Annotated in this window: 15 protein-coding genes; 9 read left to right on the forward strand and 6 right to left on the reverse strand. The window is 68.2% G+C overall.

Annotation, left to right across the window (positions count from 1 at the left end; genetic code table 11):
- The first annotated feature begins 33 nt into the window (after positions 1-33).
- Positions 34-540 (forward strand): PH domain-containing protein, encoded by a 507-nt coding sequence (locus EDF31_RS04455; RefSeq protein WP_123938967.1) that lies wholly within the window; start codon positions 34-36, stop codon positions 538-540.
- A gap of 104 nt (positions 541-644) precedes the next feature.
- On the opposite strand, the gene EDF31_RS04460 is transcribed toward EDF31_RS04455, so the two are convergent.
- The 3 genes from EDF31_RS04460 to EDF31_RS04470 are packed head-to-tail and all read right to left on the reverse strand — an operon-like array spanning position 645 to position 4,704.
- Complete coding sequence (locus EDF31_RS04460; RefSeq protein WP_123938966.1) at positions 645-2,789, reverse strand: dipeptide ABC transporter ATP-binding protein; 2,145 nt, start codon at positions 2,787-2,789, stop codon at positions 645-647.
- A complete protein-coding gene (locus tag EDF31_RS04465) occupies positions 2,782-3,720 on the reverse strand; it encodes an ABC transporter permease (RefSeq protein ID WP_123294113.1) in 939 nt (312 codons plus the stop codon). The genes EDF31_RS04460 and EDF31_RS04465 overlap by 8 nt, the downstream gene beginning before the upstream one ends.
- A 3-nt stretch (positions 3,721-3,723) precedes the next feature.
- Entirely contained in the window at positions 3,724-4,704 is a 981-nt protein-coding gene (locus tag EDF31_RS04470) for an ABC transporter permease (RefSeq protein WP_123294112.1), read from the reverse strand.
- A gap of 256 nt (positions 4,705-4,960) precedes the next feature.
- On the opposite strand from EDF31_RS04470, the gene EDF31_RS04475 reads away from it, so the two are divergent.
- The 6 genes from EDF31_RS04475 (at position 4,961) to EDF31_RS20470 (ending at position 10,910) form a co-directional block, all read left to right on the forward strand.
- Positions 4,961-6,679 (forward strand): ABC transporter family substrate-binding protein, encoded by a 1,719-nt coding sequence (locus EDF31_RS04475; protein WP_131845332.1) that lies wholly within the window; start codon positions 4,961-4,963, stop codon positions 6,677-6,679.
- 594 nt (positions 6,680-7,273) lie between these two features.
- Entirely contained in the window at positions 7,274-7,819 is a 546-nt protein-coding gene (locus tag EDF31_RS04480; RefSeq protein WP_131845333.1) for a MauE/DoxX family redox-associated membrane protein, read from the forward strand.
- Positions 7,819-8,364 (forward strand): hypothetical protein, encoded by a 546-nt coding sequence (locus tag EDF31_RS04485; protein ID WP_131845334.1) that lies wholly within the window; start codon positions 7,819-7,821, stop codon positions 8,362-8,364. The genes EDF31_RS04480 and EDF31_RS04485 overlap by 1 nt, the downstream gene beginning before the upstream one ends.
- Positions 8,357-10,207 (forward strand): ABC transporter ATP-binding protein, encoded by a 1,851-nt coding sequence (locus EDF31_RS04490; RefSeq protein WP_131845335.1) that lies wholly within the window; start codon positions 8,357-8,359, stop codon positions 10,205-10,207. Before EDF31_RS04485 ends, EDF31_RS04490 begins: the two co-directional genes overlap by 8 nt.
- Positions 10,204-10,638 (forward strand): S26 family signal peptidase, encoded by a 435-nt coding sequence (locus EDF31_RS04495; RefSeq protein ID WP_131845336.1) that lies wholly within the window; start codon positions 10,204-10,206, stop codon positions 10,636-10,638. The genes EDF31_RS04490 and EDF31_RS04495 overlap by 4 nt, the downstream gene beginning before the upstream one ends.
- Before the next feature lie 137 nt (positions 10,639-10,775).
- The gene (locus EDF31_RS20470) at positions 10,776-10,910 is read left to right on the forward strand and encodes a hypothetical protein (protein WP_279387357.1); all 135 of its coding nucleotides are present in this window, start codon (positions 10,776-10,778) and stop codon (positions 10,908-10,910) included.
- Between the two features lie 72 nt (positions 10,911-10,982).
- On the opposite strand, the gene EDF31_RS04500 is transcribed toward EDF31_RS20470, so the two are convergent.
- The 3 genes from EDF31_RS04500 to EDF31_RS04510 form a co-directional block, all read right to left on the reverse strand.
- Positions 10,983-11,534 carry a PH domain-containing protein gene (locus tag EDF31_RS04500; RefSeq protein WP_131845337.1) on the reverse strand — a complete coding sequence of 184 codons (552 nt, stop codon included), beginning with the start codon at positions 11,532-11,534 and terminating at the stop codon, positions 10,983-10,985.
- 208 nt (positions 11,535-11,742) lie between these two features.
- Positions 11,743-12,222: a peroxiredoxin gene (locus EDF31_RS04505; protein WP_131845338.1), complete on the reverse strand. Its 480-nt coding sequence runs from the start codon at positions 12,220-12,222 to the stop codon at positions 11,743-11,745.
- A gap of 76 nt (positions 12,223-12,298) precedes the next feature.
- A complete protein-coding gene (locus EDF31_RS04510) occupies positions 12,299-13,048 on the reverse strand; it encodes a CPBP family intramembrane glutamic endopeptidase (RefSeq protein WP_131845339.1) in 750 nt (249 codons plus the stop codon).
- A gap of 121 nt (positions 13,049-13,169) precedes the next feature.
- Here EDF31_RS04510 and typA point away from each other — a divergent pair, with 121 nt between their 5' ends.
- Together typA and EDF31_RS04520 are read left to right on the forward strand one after the other, a co-directional pair.
- The gene (gene typA / locus EDF31_RS04515; RefSeq protein ID WP_131845340.1) at positions 13,170-15,092 is read left to right on the forward strand and encodes a translational GTPase TypA; all 1,923 of its coding nucleotides are present in this window, start codon (positions 13,170-13,172) and stop codon (positions 15,090-15,092) included.
- A 66-nt stretch (positions 15,093-15,158) separates the two neighbouring features.
- The gene (locus EDF31_RS04520) at positions 15,159-16,352 is read left to right on the forward strand and encodes an amidohydrolase (protein WP_165901325.1); all 1,194 of its coding nucleotides are present in this window, start codon (positions 15,159-15,161) and stop codon (positions 16,350-16,352) included.
- The last annotated feature ends 47 nt before the right edge of the window (positions 16,353-16,399 follow it).

Below are 16,399 nucleotides of genomic sequence, written 5' to 3' on the forward strand. Positions count from 1 at the left end.
CCCGTCGTCCTCCGCGCTGGTCGCGGAGGCGCCGTGGCGGCCGGCCTCGTCGCCGTCCTGGGCCTCTTCCTGCTGGTCGACGCGGCGGTGCGCGGCAGCTGGATCGTGGTGCTCGACGCCGTCGGACCGATCGCCGTGCTGGTCTGGGTCCTGTGGGTGCTCACGTACCGCCCGTGCATCCGCATCGACGACACGGCCGTCACCGTCGTCAACCCGCTCCGCCGCACCGTGGTGCCGTGGCACGCGGTCGCCGACGTCAAGCTCCGCTGGCAGATCGTCATCGAGACGGTCGCCGGTCGTCGCGTGCAGTGCTGGGGCGGCCCGTCGCTGCCCCGGCCGAAGCCGGCCCGGCGCGGCGAGCGTGCCGTGCTGCGCCAGCCGGACGAGATGACCGTGCTGCTCGACCGGTGGGCTGAGCAGCGTGCCGTCGCCGGTGACGGCGACGCCGTGCGCGGCTGGGACGTGCCGGCCCTGGCGGTCGGCGCAGCGGCGCTGGCGCTGCTCGCCGCCTCGCTGCTGGGCCTGTGGCTGGGCGGCTGACGCGGCTCACGATCGCGACCACGAGACGGACGGGAGGCCCGGTACCAGCTGGTACCGGGCCTCCCGTCCGTCAGCTGGTCACGTCCACCACGTGACCCGCGTGGTCAGACGACCGCGCCGACGCGCTCGGTGAGCAGGTGCTCCTGGTCGGTCTGGATGCACGCGACACCACGGCCGTGCACGTCCTGCAGGCGTGGGTCGACGGTGCGGCACTGTTCCTGCCGGCCCTCGTCGAGGAGCTGGTAGAGCGGGCAGCGGGTGCGGAACCGGCAGCCGTCGATGCGCTCCGTGGGGGAGGGCAGGTCGCCGTCGAGCAGGATCCGCCCGCGGGCGGCCTCGGCGGTCGGGTCCGGCACCGGCACGGCCGACAGCAGCGCCCGCGTGTAGGGGTGCTGCGGGTCGGAGAACACCTTGTCGCCGTCGCCGTACTCGACGATGCGGCCGAGGTACATGACCGCGACGTCGTCGGCGATGTGCCGGACGACGGACAGGTCGTGCGCGACGAACAGGTACGACAGGCCGAGGCGGTGCTTCAGGTCCTCGAGCAGGTTGATCACGCCGGCCTGCACCGAGACGTCGAGCGCCGAGACGGGCTCGTCGAGAACGAGGATCTTCGGTTCGACGATGAGCGCGCGGGCGATGCCGATGCGCTGCCGCTGGCCGCCGGAGAACTCGTGCGGGTACCGGTCGATGTAGCTCGGCTCGAGCCCGACGAGTTCGAGGACCTCGCGGACCCGGCGGCGGATCTCGTCCTTCGCGACGCCGTGCACCGTGAGCGGTTCACCGATCACCGAACCGATGTCGAGCCGTGGGTCGATCGACGCCATCGGGTCCTGGAACACGACCTGGATGTCACGGCGGATCGCCAGGCGGTCCTTCTTCGACAGCGACGCGGTGTCGACGCCGTTCACCCGGATGGTGCCCTGCTGGGCGCCGGCGAGCTCGAGGATCTCCATGATCGTGGTGGTCTTGCCGCAGCCGGACTCACCGACCAGGCCGAGCACCTGCCCGCGCTTGAGCGTCAGGGAGATGCCGTCGACTGCGTGCACCTCGCCGATCTGCCGGCGGAAGAGCGCGCCCTTGGTGAGCGGGAACGTCTTGACGACGTCGGTGAGCTCGAGGACGACGTCGTCGCCGTGGTCGACCGCCGCTTCGGGGATGTCCTCGGGGCGGGGGAAGATCTCCGACCGCTCGAGGGTGCCCGCCGCGATCTCGTCGCGACGGATGCACGCTGCGGTGTGGTCGTCGAGCAGCGTGCCGTTGCCGATCGTCGGGACGGTCCCGGTCAGGACCGGGTTGTCGCCGCTCTGCGGGACGGTCGGCTCGACCAGCGCGGGCTCGCCGTCGCGGCAGGCGTCGATGACCGCCGGGCAGCGATCGGCGAACGGGCAGCCGGTCGGCTTCTGCGTGAGCAGGGGCGGGCGGCCCTCGAGCGGGACGAGCCGTTCGGTGCGGGCCGCGGTCATGTTCGGCATCGAGCGGAGGAGCCCGATCGTGTACGGCATGACGGGCTCGCGGAAGAGCGGCTCGACCGGAGCCGTCTCGACGATGCGGCCCGCGTACATGACGGCGACGCGGTCCGCGTTGCCGGCCACGACTCCGAGGTCGTGCGTGATGAGGACCACGGCGGCGCCGGTCATGTCCTTCGCCGTCTGCAGCACGTCGAGGATCTGCGCCTGGATCGTGACGTCGAGCGCGGTGGTCGGCTCGTCGGCGATGATCAGCTTCGGGTCGTTCGCGATGGCGATGGCGATCATCGCGCGCTGCCGCATACCGCCGGAGAACTCGTGCGGGAACGCGTCGAGCCGCCGAGCGGGGTTCGGGATGCCGACGACGCGCAGCAGCTCCTCTGCGCGGGTGCGGGCGGCGTGCTGGGTGAGGGAGCGGTCGTGCAGTCGCAGCCCCTCGATGATCTGCTGGCCGATCGTGTACACGGGTGTCAGGGCGGACAGCGGGTCCTGGAACACCATCGCGATGTCGCCGCCGCGCAGGCGGGACATCTCGCGGTCGTTCTTGCCGAGGAGCTCTTGGCCATCGAAGCGGATGCTGCCCTCGACGTGGGCGGACGACGGGAGCAGACCCATCACGGCCATCGAGGACACCGACTTGCCGGAGCCGGACTCGCCGACGATCCCGAGGAACTCGCCGGGGGCCACCGTGTAGTCGACCCCGCGGACGGCGTAGACGGGCTTGGTCTTCGGGTTGAACGTGACCGACAGGTCGGACACGGTCAGCAGCGGCTCAGTCACGGTTGGCTCCGGAGGTGGGGTCGATGGCGTCGCGCAGGGCGTCGCCGAGCAGGCTGGTCGAGAGCACGGTCGCGACGAGGGTCGCGGCGGGCAGGACGAACAGCCACGGGCGGGTGACGGCGGACTGGCTGCCGGCGGCGAGCAGGGTGCCGAGCGAGACGTCGGGGATCTGGATGCCGAAGCCGAAGAAGCTCAGCGAGCTCTCCGCCAGGATCGCGGCCCCGACGCCGAGCGTCGCGTCGATGATGAGCAGGGACGCCACGTTCGGCAGGATGTGCCGTCGGATGATCGTGAACGAGGGGACGCCCATGAAGCGGGCGGCCTTGACGTAGTCGCGTTCGCGCAGGGACATCGTCTGGCCGCGGATGACGCGGGCCATCACCATCCAGCTGAACACCGCGAGGCCGACGATGAGCGCCACCCACGTCAGGTTCTTGAACACCGGGCTGAGGAGCACGAGCGCGTAGAACGAGGGGATCACGAGCAGCAGGTCGATGACCCACACGAGCACGCGGTCCACGGTGCCGCCGAAGTAGCCCGCGATCGCACCGACGATGCCGGCGATCAGCGTGGCGGCCGGACCAGCGATGAGGCCGATGAGCAGCGACTTCTGCAGGCCGACGAGCGTCTGCGCGTAGATGTCCTGGCCGATGTCGTTCGTGCCGAACCAGTGCGCGGCGCTCGGCGGCATGCCGAACGCCAGACCGTCGGAGTCGACGGCGTTCCAGTGGTACAGGTGCGGGCCGACGAAGGCCCACAGCAGGATGAGCAGCAGGGCGCCGCCACCGATGCGGGCACGCCAGGTGCCGAACACCTTGCGCCAGAGCGGCGTGCGGCCGCCCTTGACCTCGATGACGTGCGCCGGGGTGCCGGCGTTGCCGTCACCGGGGTCGCCGGCGGTGGTCGTGGTCGTGGGGTCGAGAACAGACACGGGTCACACCCTCACTCGCGGGTCGAGCGCGGCGTAGAGCAGGTCCGCGAGGGTTCCTGCGATGAGCACGAGGATCGCCGTGAAGAGGATCGTGCCCGAGGCCGCGTTGATGTCGTTGTTGGTGATGCCCTGGACGAAGTACTCGCCCATGCCGTGCCAGCTGAAGACCAGCTCGGTGATGCTCGCACCGGTCAGGATCAGCCCGAACGAGTACGCGAAGAACGTCGACATCGGGATGAGGGCGACGCGGACGCCGTGGCGCATGATGGCCGATCCGCGCGTCCGGCCCTTCGACCGCGCGGTGCGGATGAAGTCGTTCGACAGCACGTCGAGCATCGCGGAGCGCTGGTACCGCGAGTACGTGGCGACGGCGCCGACCGTCAGCGAGATCGTGGGTAACAACAGGTGGATCAGTCGGTCGCCGAGCACGGGGAAGAACCCGTTCACCCCCGGCGTGTACTCACCCGTGAACCGGATCACCTGGGTGCCGAGTCCCTGGTTCATCGCCGTCGCCAGGATCATCAGGACGACCGCGATGACGAAGGTCGGGGTGGCGAGCACCGCGAACGACAGGTACGTCGAGACCTGGTCCGACGTGCGGTACTGGCGGACGGCGTTCCACACGCCGAGCAGCACCCCGAGGATCGCGCCGAGCAGGGTGCCGATGACCAGCAAGCGCAGACTCGTGCCGGAGCGGGCGACGATGTCGGCCGTCACCTCGGTGCCGCGCGTGCTCATGCCGAGCGATCCGTGCGTGATCAGGTTCGACCACCAGGTCCAGGTCCGGACGATGAGCGGGGTGCCCGGATCGGCACCGAGCTTCCGCAGGGACTCGTCGATCGTGCCCTGCGGCACGGCCGGGTTGCGGCCCAGGAACCGGGCAGCCGGGTTCAGGGTGCTGCTGGCGAGGATGTAACCGAGGGTCGTCGCGACGATCGTCAGGACGATGTAGTTGACGATCCGCTTTGCGATGAAGGCAAGCATGTACTGGGACCTCGTGGGGTGCGGCCGTCCGTCCGGACGGCGTTGTCGGTGGCGACAGGTTAGCCGTTCGCGACGGAGGGGTGGGACTTCTGTTGTGACGCTATGCAACATTCGTTACGAGCATGTTTCGATTCCGCGCATCACCCCTTGTGGAGCCTTCGGATGTGACTAGGGTTCTCAACCAACAGGCGTGGCGGCGGGGGTCGTCGCGTTCCAGCGCGAACTGCGCGAACCACAACGAAAGGGAATCCTCGCCATGCGAAAGAGGATCAAGGGCATCGCCGTGCTGGCCACCGCTGCGGCTGCGGCCGTCGTGCTGGCCGGCTGCTCCGGCGGTGGACAGGCGGGCAACAGCAGCTCCGCAGTCGCCGAGTCGACGCTGAAGTCGACCGGCTGGACCGTCGCGGACCGCGCGGACGTCAAGGACGGCGGGTCGATCACCCTGCCGATCGACACCGCACCGGCCAACTGGCAGCTCGCCAACCTGGACTCCGGGACGGTGGACGACACCACGATCTCGCAGACCTACCTGCCGGGCTTCATCCAGTTCAAGGAGAACGGCGAGTGGGAGGCGAACAAGGACTACGCGACCTCGGTCGAGTTGACCAAGGACTCGCCCCAGACCGTCGAGATCAAGATCAACCCGAAGGCCGTGTGGTCTGACGGCACCCCGATCAGCGCGAAGGACGTCATCGCCAACTGGAAGGCGCTGAACGGCACGAACAAGGCATTCGCGCCCCTCGCAACCAACGTGTGGGAGGACGTCGACTCGGTCAAGCAGGGCTCGGACGAGCGCGACGTCATCATGACGTTCTCGAAGACGAACGCCGACTGGGCGAGCGTCCTCGGCGCCATCTACCCGTACTGGGCCGTCGACACCCCCGACCACTTCAACACGGCCTGGGCCAAGGGCCCGTACGCCGCCGACGGCAAGACCTACGTCTCAGGTGGCCCGTACATCCTGAAGTCCTTCGACGCCAACGGCGGCGTCGTGACCTTCGAGAAGAACCCGAAGTGGTGGGGCGACGAGGGCAAACTCGACACCATCGTCTTCAAGACGGTCTCGCGCGACGGTGTCGCCCAGGCGTACGGCAACAAGGAACTCGACGCGTTCAACCTGAACGGCAGCGCCGACAACCTCAAGACGGCGAACTCGCGCTCCGACTCGAAGATCGAGCGCTCGCTCGGCACCACGCAGCGGCAGATCACGCTCAACGGCACCTCGGACGTCTTCAAGGACCAAGACGTGCGCCAGGCGTTCGCGCAGGCCATCAACCGCAAGGTCCTCGCCCAGGCGATCCTGTCGCCGGTGAAGAGCCCCGGTGACGTGCTCAACAACCTGACGTACCTGCCCGGTCAGGAGGGCTACCAGGACGACGTGTCGTCGGTCTACGGCTACAGCACCGACAAGGCGAAGTCGAAGCTCGAGGACGCCGGCTGGAAGGTCGGCTCGGACGGCTACGCGACCAAGGGCGGCAAGGAGCTCGACGTCCGCTTCGTGATCCCGTCGGACAACCCGAACTCGGCGAACGTCGCGCAGCTCGTGCAGCAGCAGACGAAGCTCGCCGGTTTCAAGGTCACGATCGACACCGTGCCCTCGGACGACTTCTTCACGAAGTACATCACCACCGACGGCCGTGACTTCGACGCCACGTACTTCGCGTGGCAGGGCACGCCGTTCCCGATCTCGTCGCTCAAGTCGATCTACTACCCCGCCGACGCCGGCCAGAACTACACCGGTGTGACGGACGACTCGCTCGGCGCGGCATGGGACAAGGCGAACGCCGAGCTCGACGCCGACGCCCGCGTCAAGGACGCGCAGGCGATCGACAAGAAGATCGTCGCCGTCGCGGGCACGATCCCGCTGTTCGCCGAGCCGTACGCCTGGGGGGTGCGCAAGGACCTCGTGAACTACGGGCCCGCGCAGTTCCAGCAGTCGTCGGTCAAGTGGCAGGACGTGGGCTACACCAAGTAGTCCCGCCACCGAAGGGCTCCACCTCGACCCGAGGTGGAGCCCTTCGTGCACCGCGTTCCGGCGTTGCTCATGTGATCCCGACCGTCGAGAGCGGTGCGTATTGCATTCGAACCGTCTCGCCGCTGTCAGCATTCCCAGATCGGTGTCCCATCCCAGATGGGAAAGAGAATGCGGCTGTGCCCCCCTTCGGAGGAGTCGCAGCCGCATTCGGGTCGATCAGTCGCTTGCCCTCATCCCACCGGGCCGACCACGCACGCGCCACAGGTGAAGCCGCACGAGCCACATCCTGCTTGCGCGTACAGGTAATGACAGTCCTGGTGTGCACCCAGCGGGCAGACCCGGGCGAAGGCTGAGCACTTCGAGCAGCCCGCGGCTTTCACCGGGGGTGGCGCGAAGATGCTGAGGAAACGGTCCCCGGCCGTGGCCACGCGTTCGAGAGTAGTCCGCACTTCGACCTCCTGGTTTCGATTGAACAGGAGAACTCGACGCTCCCCCTGAGCGCATTCCACTCCGACGGACACCGTCTTGTCAATGTCTTGCGAACGACTTGGTGCATGTGGTTGGGTGATGTTGGGGCACATGATGGGGGTGGACATGATCTACGTTGAGGTAGTTGGACGGGCGGTCATCTTCCTCGTCTTTGCTGCGTCGGTCAGCACGAAAATCCGCAGCAAAGATCGGCGACATCTCCTGGAATCTGCGCGAGCAATGTTGGGCGCGCTGCGCCCGGGGCTCTCGGACTCCACGATGGACCACCTGGGACGCGCTGCTCTCGTGGCGCAATGGCTTGTGCTGGTACTCGTCGTGACGCCGTGGTGGGTCGTTGGCGCCGTCCTGGCCGCACTGTTGCTCATCTCGTTCACCGCCGGGTTGATCGCGTCGATCCTGGCTCCGGAGGACGCGCAGTGCGCGTGCTTCGGCGCAGACGGTCCTGACGTGAGCGTCTGGGATGTCGTCCGCAACGGTGTGCTGATCGCGATCGCCGCTGCCCTGGCGGCGTTGGCCGGCGTCGAGACGCGGCCGCCGGAGGTCGGTGCCGTCGTCGTGCTGCTGTGTGGCGCTGTCGTACCGGCCTTCCTGCTGGTCGAGATGACCTCCATCCGAGAACTGTTCGTCGCAGGAAACCACAGGGGGAAATGATGTTCGCAGTCTGGTTGATGTTCTTCGTCGTCTTCGCGATCGGCCTCGTGAACTTCGTCCTCCTGGTGGCGGTGATCCGGCGATTGCGTGCGCACGGGCACGAAGGATCGGTCGAATCGACTCCGCTGAGTCTGGTCATGTCGAGCGGGGAACCACACGAGTTCGTGGCGACGTCGATGGACGGGAAGCGCGTCGACCAAGACACGATCAGCGGGGACGCCGTGGTGGGGTTCTTCCTGAAGGGTTGTGCTCCGTGCAGAGAACTCATCCCGGACTTCGCCGCCGAGGCGCGACGGCGACGGGCCGCTGGTGAGACGGTCGTGGCGGTCGTCGTCGGAGACGGCGCGGCTGAGACGTACGGCCCCCTGCTCGCGGGATCGGCGGACGTCGTCGCGGAGGATTCCGTCGTCCCCGGGCAGCCGGGGTACCACACTATGGCCGCCGCGTTCGACGTTCAGGGTTTCCCTGCCGTGGTGCAGCTCAAGGACGGCGTCGTGGTCGACAACGTGCGTGATCGGATCGTCCCGAGCTCTGCGCGTGTCTGATCACGGAACACGCGCGGGCCGGCTCTCGTTGATCGCGACGGCCGGTGCGCTCGCATTCCGTGCCGGTCCGTTCCTCTTCACGAGCACGTTGCTGATCGCTCTTGTCGAGGGCATTGCTCCCGTCTGGGTAGCGCGTTCGTTCCAGAGCGTCATCGACGCCCTGGTCTCGTCGGCGTCGTTCGCCGCCCCGGCCATCGGGTTCGGGATCGGGACGGTCGTGATCGCCGTGCTGATACCTGTGTCGGCGGCGTGCGATTCGGCTCTTTCACGAGCGGTGCGCATCGAGGCGCAGACCCGACTCTTCTCGGCGCTGCACGAGCGACTCAAGGGACTCACATTGCTCGAGTCGCCGGCGTTCCAGGACCGGGTCCGGCTCGCCCAGCAGGCCGTGTACACCGGCCCGAACCAACTGGTCCGCGACATGGTCAGCACGGTCCGGGCTGCGATCCTGCTGACCGGCTTCGGGATCGCGTTGGCCGGCGTGGCACCGATGATCCTGGTCTTCGCACTGCTCGCCGCAGTGCCCGTCGTCGTGACCGAGCTGGGGTTGACCCGCCGGTGGGGTCCAGCCATGCACCGCGTCAACAGTGCGGAGCGTCGCCTCACCTTCTACTCGATGCTCCTGCTTTCGCCCGAGGCGGGAAAGGAGATCAGACTCCTCGGACTCGGGGCCCTCCTGCGGCGGCGAATGGACGCGGAGCTGCGCGACTCGGCCCGAGCGGAAGCGAAGGTGGACGGTACGACGCTCCGGATGCGGCTGGCCACCACGTGCCTCACGGTACTGCTGTCGTTGTGCGCACTCGCGTGGGCGGCCGTCGAGGTCGCGAGTGGCCGTATGTCCGTCGGAGGGCTCACGCTCGTACTCGCCGGCGTCGGGGGTGTGCAATCGACGATCACCGCTCAGTCCTCGGTTTGGACTTCGCTCGCGAAGACCCTGCACGCCGTCAGCGAGTACGTCGCGGTCGTCACGGTGCAGCCGGACCTGCCGACGCCCGAACGCGGGGCGAGGGTCCCCGTACTCCGTGACCGGATCGAGTTCCGCGACGTCTGGTTCCGGTACGCGGCCGACCTGCCGTGGGTCCTCCGAGGTGTGTCGTTCTCGGTGCCGCACGGGAAGGCGGTCGCACTGGTCGGTCAGAACGGTGCCGGGAAGTCGACGATCGTGCGATTGCTCTGTCGACTGTACGAACCAGACCACGGCGAGATCCTGTGGGACGGGATCGACATCAGGTCCCTGCCCGTCGATGAGCTCCGGCAGCGGATCGGTGCGGTCTTCCAGGACTACTCGGAGTACGAGGCGAGCGTTCGTGACAACGTCGCGTTCGGCGATGTCGATGCTGCAGACCCAGAAGCCAGCGTTCGTCTCGCTGTCGATCGTGCCGGGGCGACGAAGATCGTCGAGACGCTTCCGTACGGACTCGACACGTTCCTCACGCGGATGTTCACGGACTCGGCAGACAGGGACGACCCGGAGACGGGGGTGATCCTCTCCGGAGGTCAAGGTCAGCGGCTCGCCTTCGCCCGCGCCATGATGCGCGCAGATCGAGACGTCATGATCCTCGATGAGCCGAGCTCGGGTCTCGATGCGTTCGGCGAGACGGAACTGCACGCGACACAGCGCCGAGTCCGTCGTGGACGGGCATCCCTGCTGATCTCGCACCGGCTGAACACCGTCCGGGATGCCGATGAGATCATCGTCCTCGACGAAGGTGCGGTCATCTCTTCCGGTACCCATGCTGAACAGCTTCGGGAACGCGGACTCTACTGGGAGTTGTTCGAAGCACAATCCCGCGGCTACCGAGAGGATGCGGCGGTCGGCGCGACGTCGCAGGCGAACGCGTGACGCTGATCATCGGGGTCGGCTGCTTCGGCGCAGCCGCTGTCGCGTTCGCGGTCCTTGCTCTTGCGCGGTACCGGGTGTACCGCGTGTACGGAATCAGCATGCTGCCCGCCCTCGACAATGGTCAGGCTGTTCTGGTCCGGAAGAAGACGAGGGGAATCGCCGTCGGCCAGCTGGTCGTCTTCGACGGTGACGGATTGCCTTACGTGGATTGCGAAAGCGGCTCTCAGTGTTTTCCGAAGGAGTTCAGCGGCACAGCTGTCAAACGAGTTGTGGACATCCGGGTGGAAAACGGTGGAATCGTCTTCGAAGTCTTGGGTGACAATCGTGCGGCGAGCATTGATTCACGCAACTTCGGCGTGATTTCGTTCGAACGAGTGATCGGCGTCGTCGTCGGCCGGACCGGTCTTCACGGCGCCTCTTCACAAAAATGACGTCAATTGCTACCGTTGACATCGAGCCCGGGGTGGCGCACGACGCTCTTGTGGTCAATGCGTGGGTCGATGATGAACGCCGTCACGCTCCGGACGGTGCTCGAGAACCAGGGGAAGTCACAATGCAGGCAAACACCATGAAGAAGTCATTCGCGCTCGCGGCGACGCTGCTCGTCGCGGCGACGCTCGGGCTCGGCGCCGCAGCAGCGGTGCACGCCGACGGTGCGCCGACGCATGCGTCAGCCGGCGCACCGTTCAAATGGAAGAACTGAACGACCTCGACCCGGGGCGGGGTGTCGCCAGTGGCGGCGCACCGCCCTCCGTCGCCTGTGCCGCGTCGGACGCTACATCCGGGCCGCCGCGAGCGACGCCGCGATCCCGAGCACGACGAACGCCAGCACCGTCCAGCCGTGCACCCGGTGGGTGATCGGCGCTGCCGTCACGGTCGCCGGGGGCGGGCCGTCCTGCTGCGCCGGGACGGGCACCCGGGCCAGCATCTGCGCGGCCGCAGCGTCGACGTCGAGGTGATCCGGGCCTCCCGGTCGGCCCTGGACCTGCGCGGTGAGCCGCGCGGTCGGGCGGGTCGCGATCCAGACGCGGCGGACACCCTCGCTCGTGACCACCTCGATGCCGTACTTGGTGCGCACCTCGGTGACCCGCGACCACGTGTACGTGCTGGTGCGCCGGACGTCGACGATGCGCAGGTGCTCCGGCGTCAGCTCGATCCGCGGGCGCCACAAGGCGGCCCACGCGACGAAGGCGACGCAGATGCTCGGTATCGGCACGAGCCAGGGGGTGCTGCCATCGAGCAGTGCGAGGGGGACGAGCGCCACCGCGACGACCCAGAGGACGATGGCGAGGCGGCGGAGGCCCGGGGTGACGATGGTGGTGTGCACCGGACGAGGTTACGAGATGCCTCCCCGGAGACGCCCGGGGAGCGGGTGTGACACACCAGCGCGTATCTCCGGACGACCCGATTCCCCGGGGAGGCAGATCCTTCATGGACCTCTCGTGGCGACAATGGTCCCCGCCCCCAGTTCGGGTGTCAATACCCCGACACGCCGGATTCAGGAAATCCCCACGCCGGTGACGCGCGAACCGGAGTCAGGCGACCAGGAGCTCGATCTGCGCCCGGATCGTCTCCGCCGTCGGGAACCGCAGCCCGACCAGGCCGACGTGCCGCCAGCGCACGATGCCGTCCGGCCCGATCACGAACACCGACCGGCGGAGACCGAGGCCCGGGGCGCGCACGCCGTAGTCGCGGACGACCGAGCCGGCGGTGTCGCTCAGCAGCGGGAACGTGAGGGACGAACCACGGGCGAAGGTCTCGTGCGAGTCGAGCGCCTGCGGGCTGATGCCCCAGACGACGGCGCCGAGGTCGTCGAAGCCGTCGAGCTCGGCCTGGTAGCTGCAGAGCTGGGCGGTGCAGACGGCCGTCGCGTCGCCGGGGTAGAAGGCGAGCACCACGGTCCGGCCGATCTCCGAGGACAGGTCGTACTCGTCGTCGGTGCGGACGCCCTGGCGGACGATCATGCCCGGCAGGGTGAACGTCGGGGCGGACTCGCCGACCGCGGGGATGCTCATGCGCTCACGCTAGGGGTGCGGGGCAGTGGGTTGCCCCTCGGCGCGCTGGACGCGTCCTGTGGATGCGCTCCGTGGCTCAGGAGAACAACCGGGGGAACGCGTTCGCGACCCAGGGGTAGCCCACGAACACGGCGGCGTCGAGCAGGCAGTGCGTGATGATCAGGGGCATCAGGCGGGCCCACTTCGTGTAGATCCAGCCGAACACGATGCCCATCACGGCGTTGCCGACGAACGCGCCGAAGCCCTGGTACAGGTGGTAGCTCCCGCGCAGCAGCGCCGTCGACAGGATCACCTGCCACCGCCCCCACCCGAGGTCGCCGAGTCGGGCGTAGAGGTACCCGATCACGATCACCTCTTCTTGCAGGCCGGAGCGGATCGCGGACAGCAGCAGGACCGGCACCGTCCACCAGTACGAGTTCAGGGCGGCCGGGTCGACGTTCACCGTGATGCCGAGGGCGCGCCCGGCGAAGTACAGGGCGAGCCCGGGGATCCCGATGCACAGCGCGATGAGCGCCGGACCGCCGAGGTCGGGCTTCACCCGGAAGCGGTCGATGCCGAGCCGGGACAGGTGTGGACGCGTCGTGTTCCACAGCAGGAAGCAGACGAGCGCGACCGGCGCCAGGTCGACGGCGATGCCGAGCAGCTGCCGCGCGAGGTCGACGTACTGCACCGTCGTCGACGACGTGTTCAGCGCCGTGGACTGCTCGCCGAGCGGGGTCGTCTGCGACAGGTCGTCGATGATCTGGAGGATCGAGTACAGCGCGCTGGCCCCCAGTGAGAGCAGCAGGACGATGGTGATCTCGACCCACGTTCGCCGTCGGCTCATCTGCTGTACTCCTGACGGTTGCGAACTACCGGTAGACTGGCGTGTCGGGCGTTCTGCCCGCGGGTGCGGTGCCGACAAATCACTGGCCCGACACTCTCCCAGAAATTGAAGGATGTCCTGTATGGCGCTCGCCACCCGGTCCGACCTGCGCAACGTCGCCATCGTGGCACACGTCGACCACGGCAAGACCACCCTCGTCGACGCGATGCTCACGCAGACCAACTCGTTCGACGCCCACTTCGAGGGCGAAGACCGCATGATGGACTCGAACGACCTCGAGCGCGAGAAGGGCATCACGATCCTCGCGAAGAACACGTCGGTGCTCTACAACGGCAAGCACGCGACCGAGTTCGGCGCGGACGGCCCCATCACCATCAACGTGATCGACACCCCGGGTCACGCCGACTTCGGTGGCGAGGTCGAGCGCGGCCTGTCCATGGTCGACGGCGTCGTGCTGCTGGTCGACGCGTCCGAGGGCCCGCTGCCCCAGACGCGCTTCGTGCTCCGCAAGGCGCTCGCGGCCAAGCTCCCGGTGATCCTGCTCGTCAACAAGACGGACCGCCCCGACTCCCGCATCGACGAGGTCGTCTCCGAGTCGCAGGACCTGCTCCTCGGCCTGGCGTCCGACCTGTCGGACGAGGTCGACGACCTCGACCTCGACGCGATCCTCGACGTGCCGGTGGTCTACGCCTCCGGCCGTAACGGTGCCGCGTCGCGCAACAAGCCGAACGACGGCGAACTGCCCGACAACGACGACCTCGAGCCGCTGTTCGAAGCGATCCTCCAGCACGTCCCCGCGCCGAAGTACGACGACCAGCACCCGCTGCAGGCCCACGTCACCAACCTCGACGCGTCGCCGTTCCTCGGTCGCCTCGCGCTGCTGCGCATCTTCCACGGCACGATGAAGAAGGGCCAGACGGTCGCGTGGGTCAAGCACGACGGCACCGTCGTCAACGCCCGCATCACCGAGCTCCTCATCACCAAGGCGCTCGAGCGCTACCCGGCCGAGTCGGCGGGCCCCGGTGACATCGTCGCCGTCGCCGGTTTCGACACGATCACCATCGGCGAGACCCTGTCCGACCCCGAGGACGTCCGTCCGCTGCCGACCATCACGGTCGACGACCCGGCGATCTCGATGACGATCGGCACGAACACCAGCCCGCTCGTCGGCAAGGTCAAGGGTCACAAGCTGACCGCCCGCATGGTCAAGGAGCGCCTCGACCGCGAGCTCATCGGCAACGTCTCGCTCAAGGTCCTCGACATCGGTCGTCCCGATGCGTGGGAGGTCCAGGGCCGTGGTGAGCTCGCGCTCGCCATCCTGGTCGAGCAGATGCGTCGCGAGGGCTTCGAGCTCACCGTCGGCAAGCCGCAGGTCGTCACGAAGCGTGACGAGAACGGCAAGCTGCAGGAGCCGTACGAGCACATGACGATCGACACGCCGGAGGAGTACCTCGGCGCGATCACGCAGCTCATGGCCGCTCGCAAGGGCCGCATGGAGAACATGACGAACCACGGCACCGGCTGGGTGCGCATGGAGTTCATCGTCCCGTCGCGCGGCCTGATCGGCTTCCGTACGTCGTTCCTGACCGAGACCCGCGGCACCGGCATCGCCAACGCGATCTCGCACGGCTACGACGAGTGGGCCGGCCCGATCCAGACCCGCATCAACGGCTCGATCGTCTCCGACCGTTCGGGTGTCGTCACGCCGTTCGCCATCACGAACCTGCAGGAGCGGATGACGTTCTTCGTCAACCCCACCGAAGAGGTCTACGAGGGCATGGTCATCGGCGAGAACTCGCGCGCCGACGACATGGACGTCAACATCACGAAGGAGAAGAAGCTCACGAACATGCGTTCGGCGAACGCCGACTCCTTCGAGTCGATGACGCCGTCGCGCCAGCTCTCCCTCGAGGAGTGCCTGGAGTTCGCGCGCGAGGACGAGTGCGTCGAGGTCACCCCGGCCGTCGTCCGCATCCGCAAGGTCGAGCTCGACGCGCAGGCCCGCCAGCGCTCGTACGCCCGCCTGAAGCGTCAGGACGCGTAAGCAGCAAGCGACGCGTCGCGTCAGCAAGAGCACGACCTGAGGAGGTCGGGGGTTACGGTGGATGCCGTGACCCTCGACCTCCTCTCGCTGTACCAGGACCTGCACGCCCACCCCGAGCTCGGTTTCCAGGAGCACCGCACTGCGGGCATCGTGGCCGACCGGCTCGCCGAGCTCGGTGACATCGAGGTGACCACCGGCGTCGGTGGCACCGGTGTCGTCGGCGTCCTGTCGAACGGCGAGGGCCCGGTCGTGTGGCTCCGCGCCGACATGGACGGCCTGCCGGTCCAGGAGCGCACGGGGCTGTCCTACGCCAGCCAGCACCGCGGCACCGACGAGGACGGCAACGACGTCCCGACGATGCACGCGTGCGGCCACGACATCCACGTCACCTGGCTGCTCGGCACGCTCGAGCGCCTCGTCGCCACCCGGGACCAGTGGAGCGGCACGGTCGTCGGCGTCTTCCAGCCGGCGGAGGAGGTCATCTCCGGCGCCCGCGCCATGGTCGAGGATGGCCTGGTCCACCGGTTCCCGAAGCCCGACGTCGTGCTCGGCCAGCACTCGGCTCCGGCCCCGGTCGGCATCGTCGCGATCGGCTCCGGCCCGGTGATGGCCTCGAGCGACCGGCTCACGGTGACCTTCAATGGTCGCGGGGCGCACGGGTCCGCACCGCAAGCGTCCCTCGACCCGGTCGTCACCGCCGCGTCCGCCGTCGTCCGGCTGCAGACCGTCGTCTCGCGCGAGGTCTCGCCGAGCGACGCCGGTGTCGTCACCGTCGGCAGCTTCCACGCCGGCACCCGCGCGAACATCATCCCCGACCAGGCCGTCATCGAGATCTCGACGCGAGCCCGCAACGAGGAGACCCGTGCGCGCATCATCGCGTCGATCGAGCGGATCGTCCGTGCCGAGAGCGACGCCGGCGGGCTGCCGGAGCCGACGATCGTGCGGTCGCCCGGTGCCGAGGTGACCGTGAACGACGCGGAGTCCGCTGCCCGGGTGCTCGCGGCCGTCAGCGCCGCCGTGCCGGGTGCGCGCGAGCTCGAGATCGGGCTGGCGATGGCGTCGGAGGACGTCGGGCAGCTCGCGACGGCAGCGGGCGTCCCGCTCGTGTACTGGTTCACGGGGATCACCGACCCGGAGCTGTTCCGCCGTGGCGAGGACATCCCGAGCAACCACTCGCCGTTCTACGCGCCGCAGGCCGAGACCGCGATCCCGGTGGGCGTCGACGCCCTGGTGGCTGCGACGCGCGCCTACGTCGCCTGACGTTTCCTTCCCATCGCGCGGGCGGTGGGAAGCGGGAACGGGCGTAC

It is taken from the genome of Curtobacterium sp. PhB142 (assembly GCF_004341255.1).
Classification (GTDB): Bacteria; Actinomycetota; Actinomycetes; order Actinomycetales; family Microbacteriaceae; genus Curtobacterium.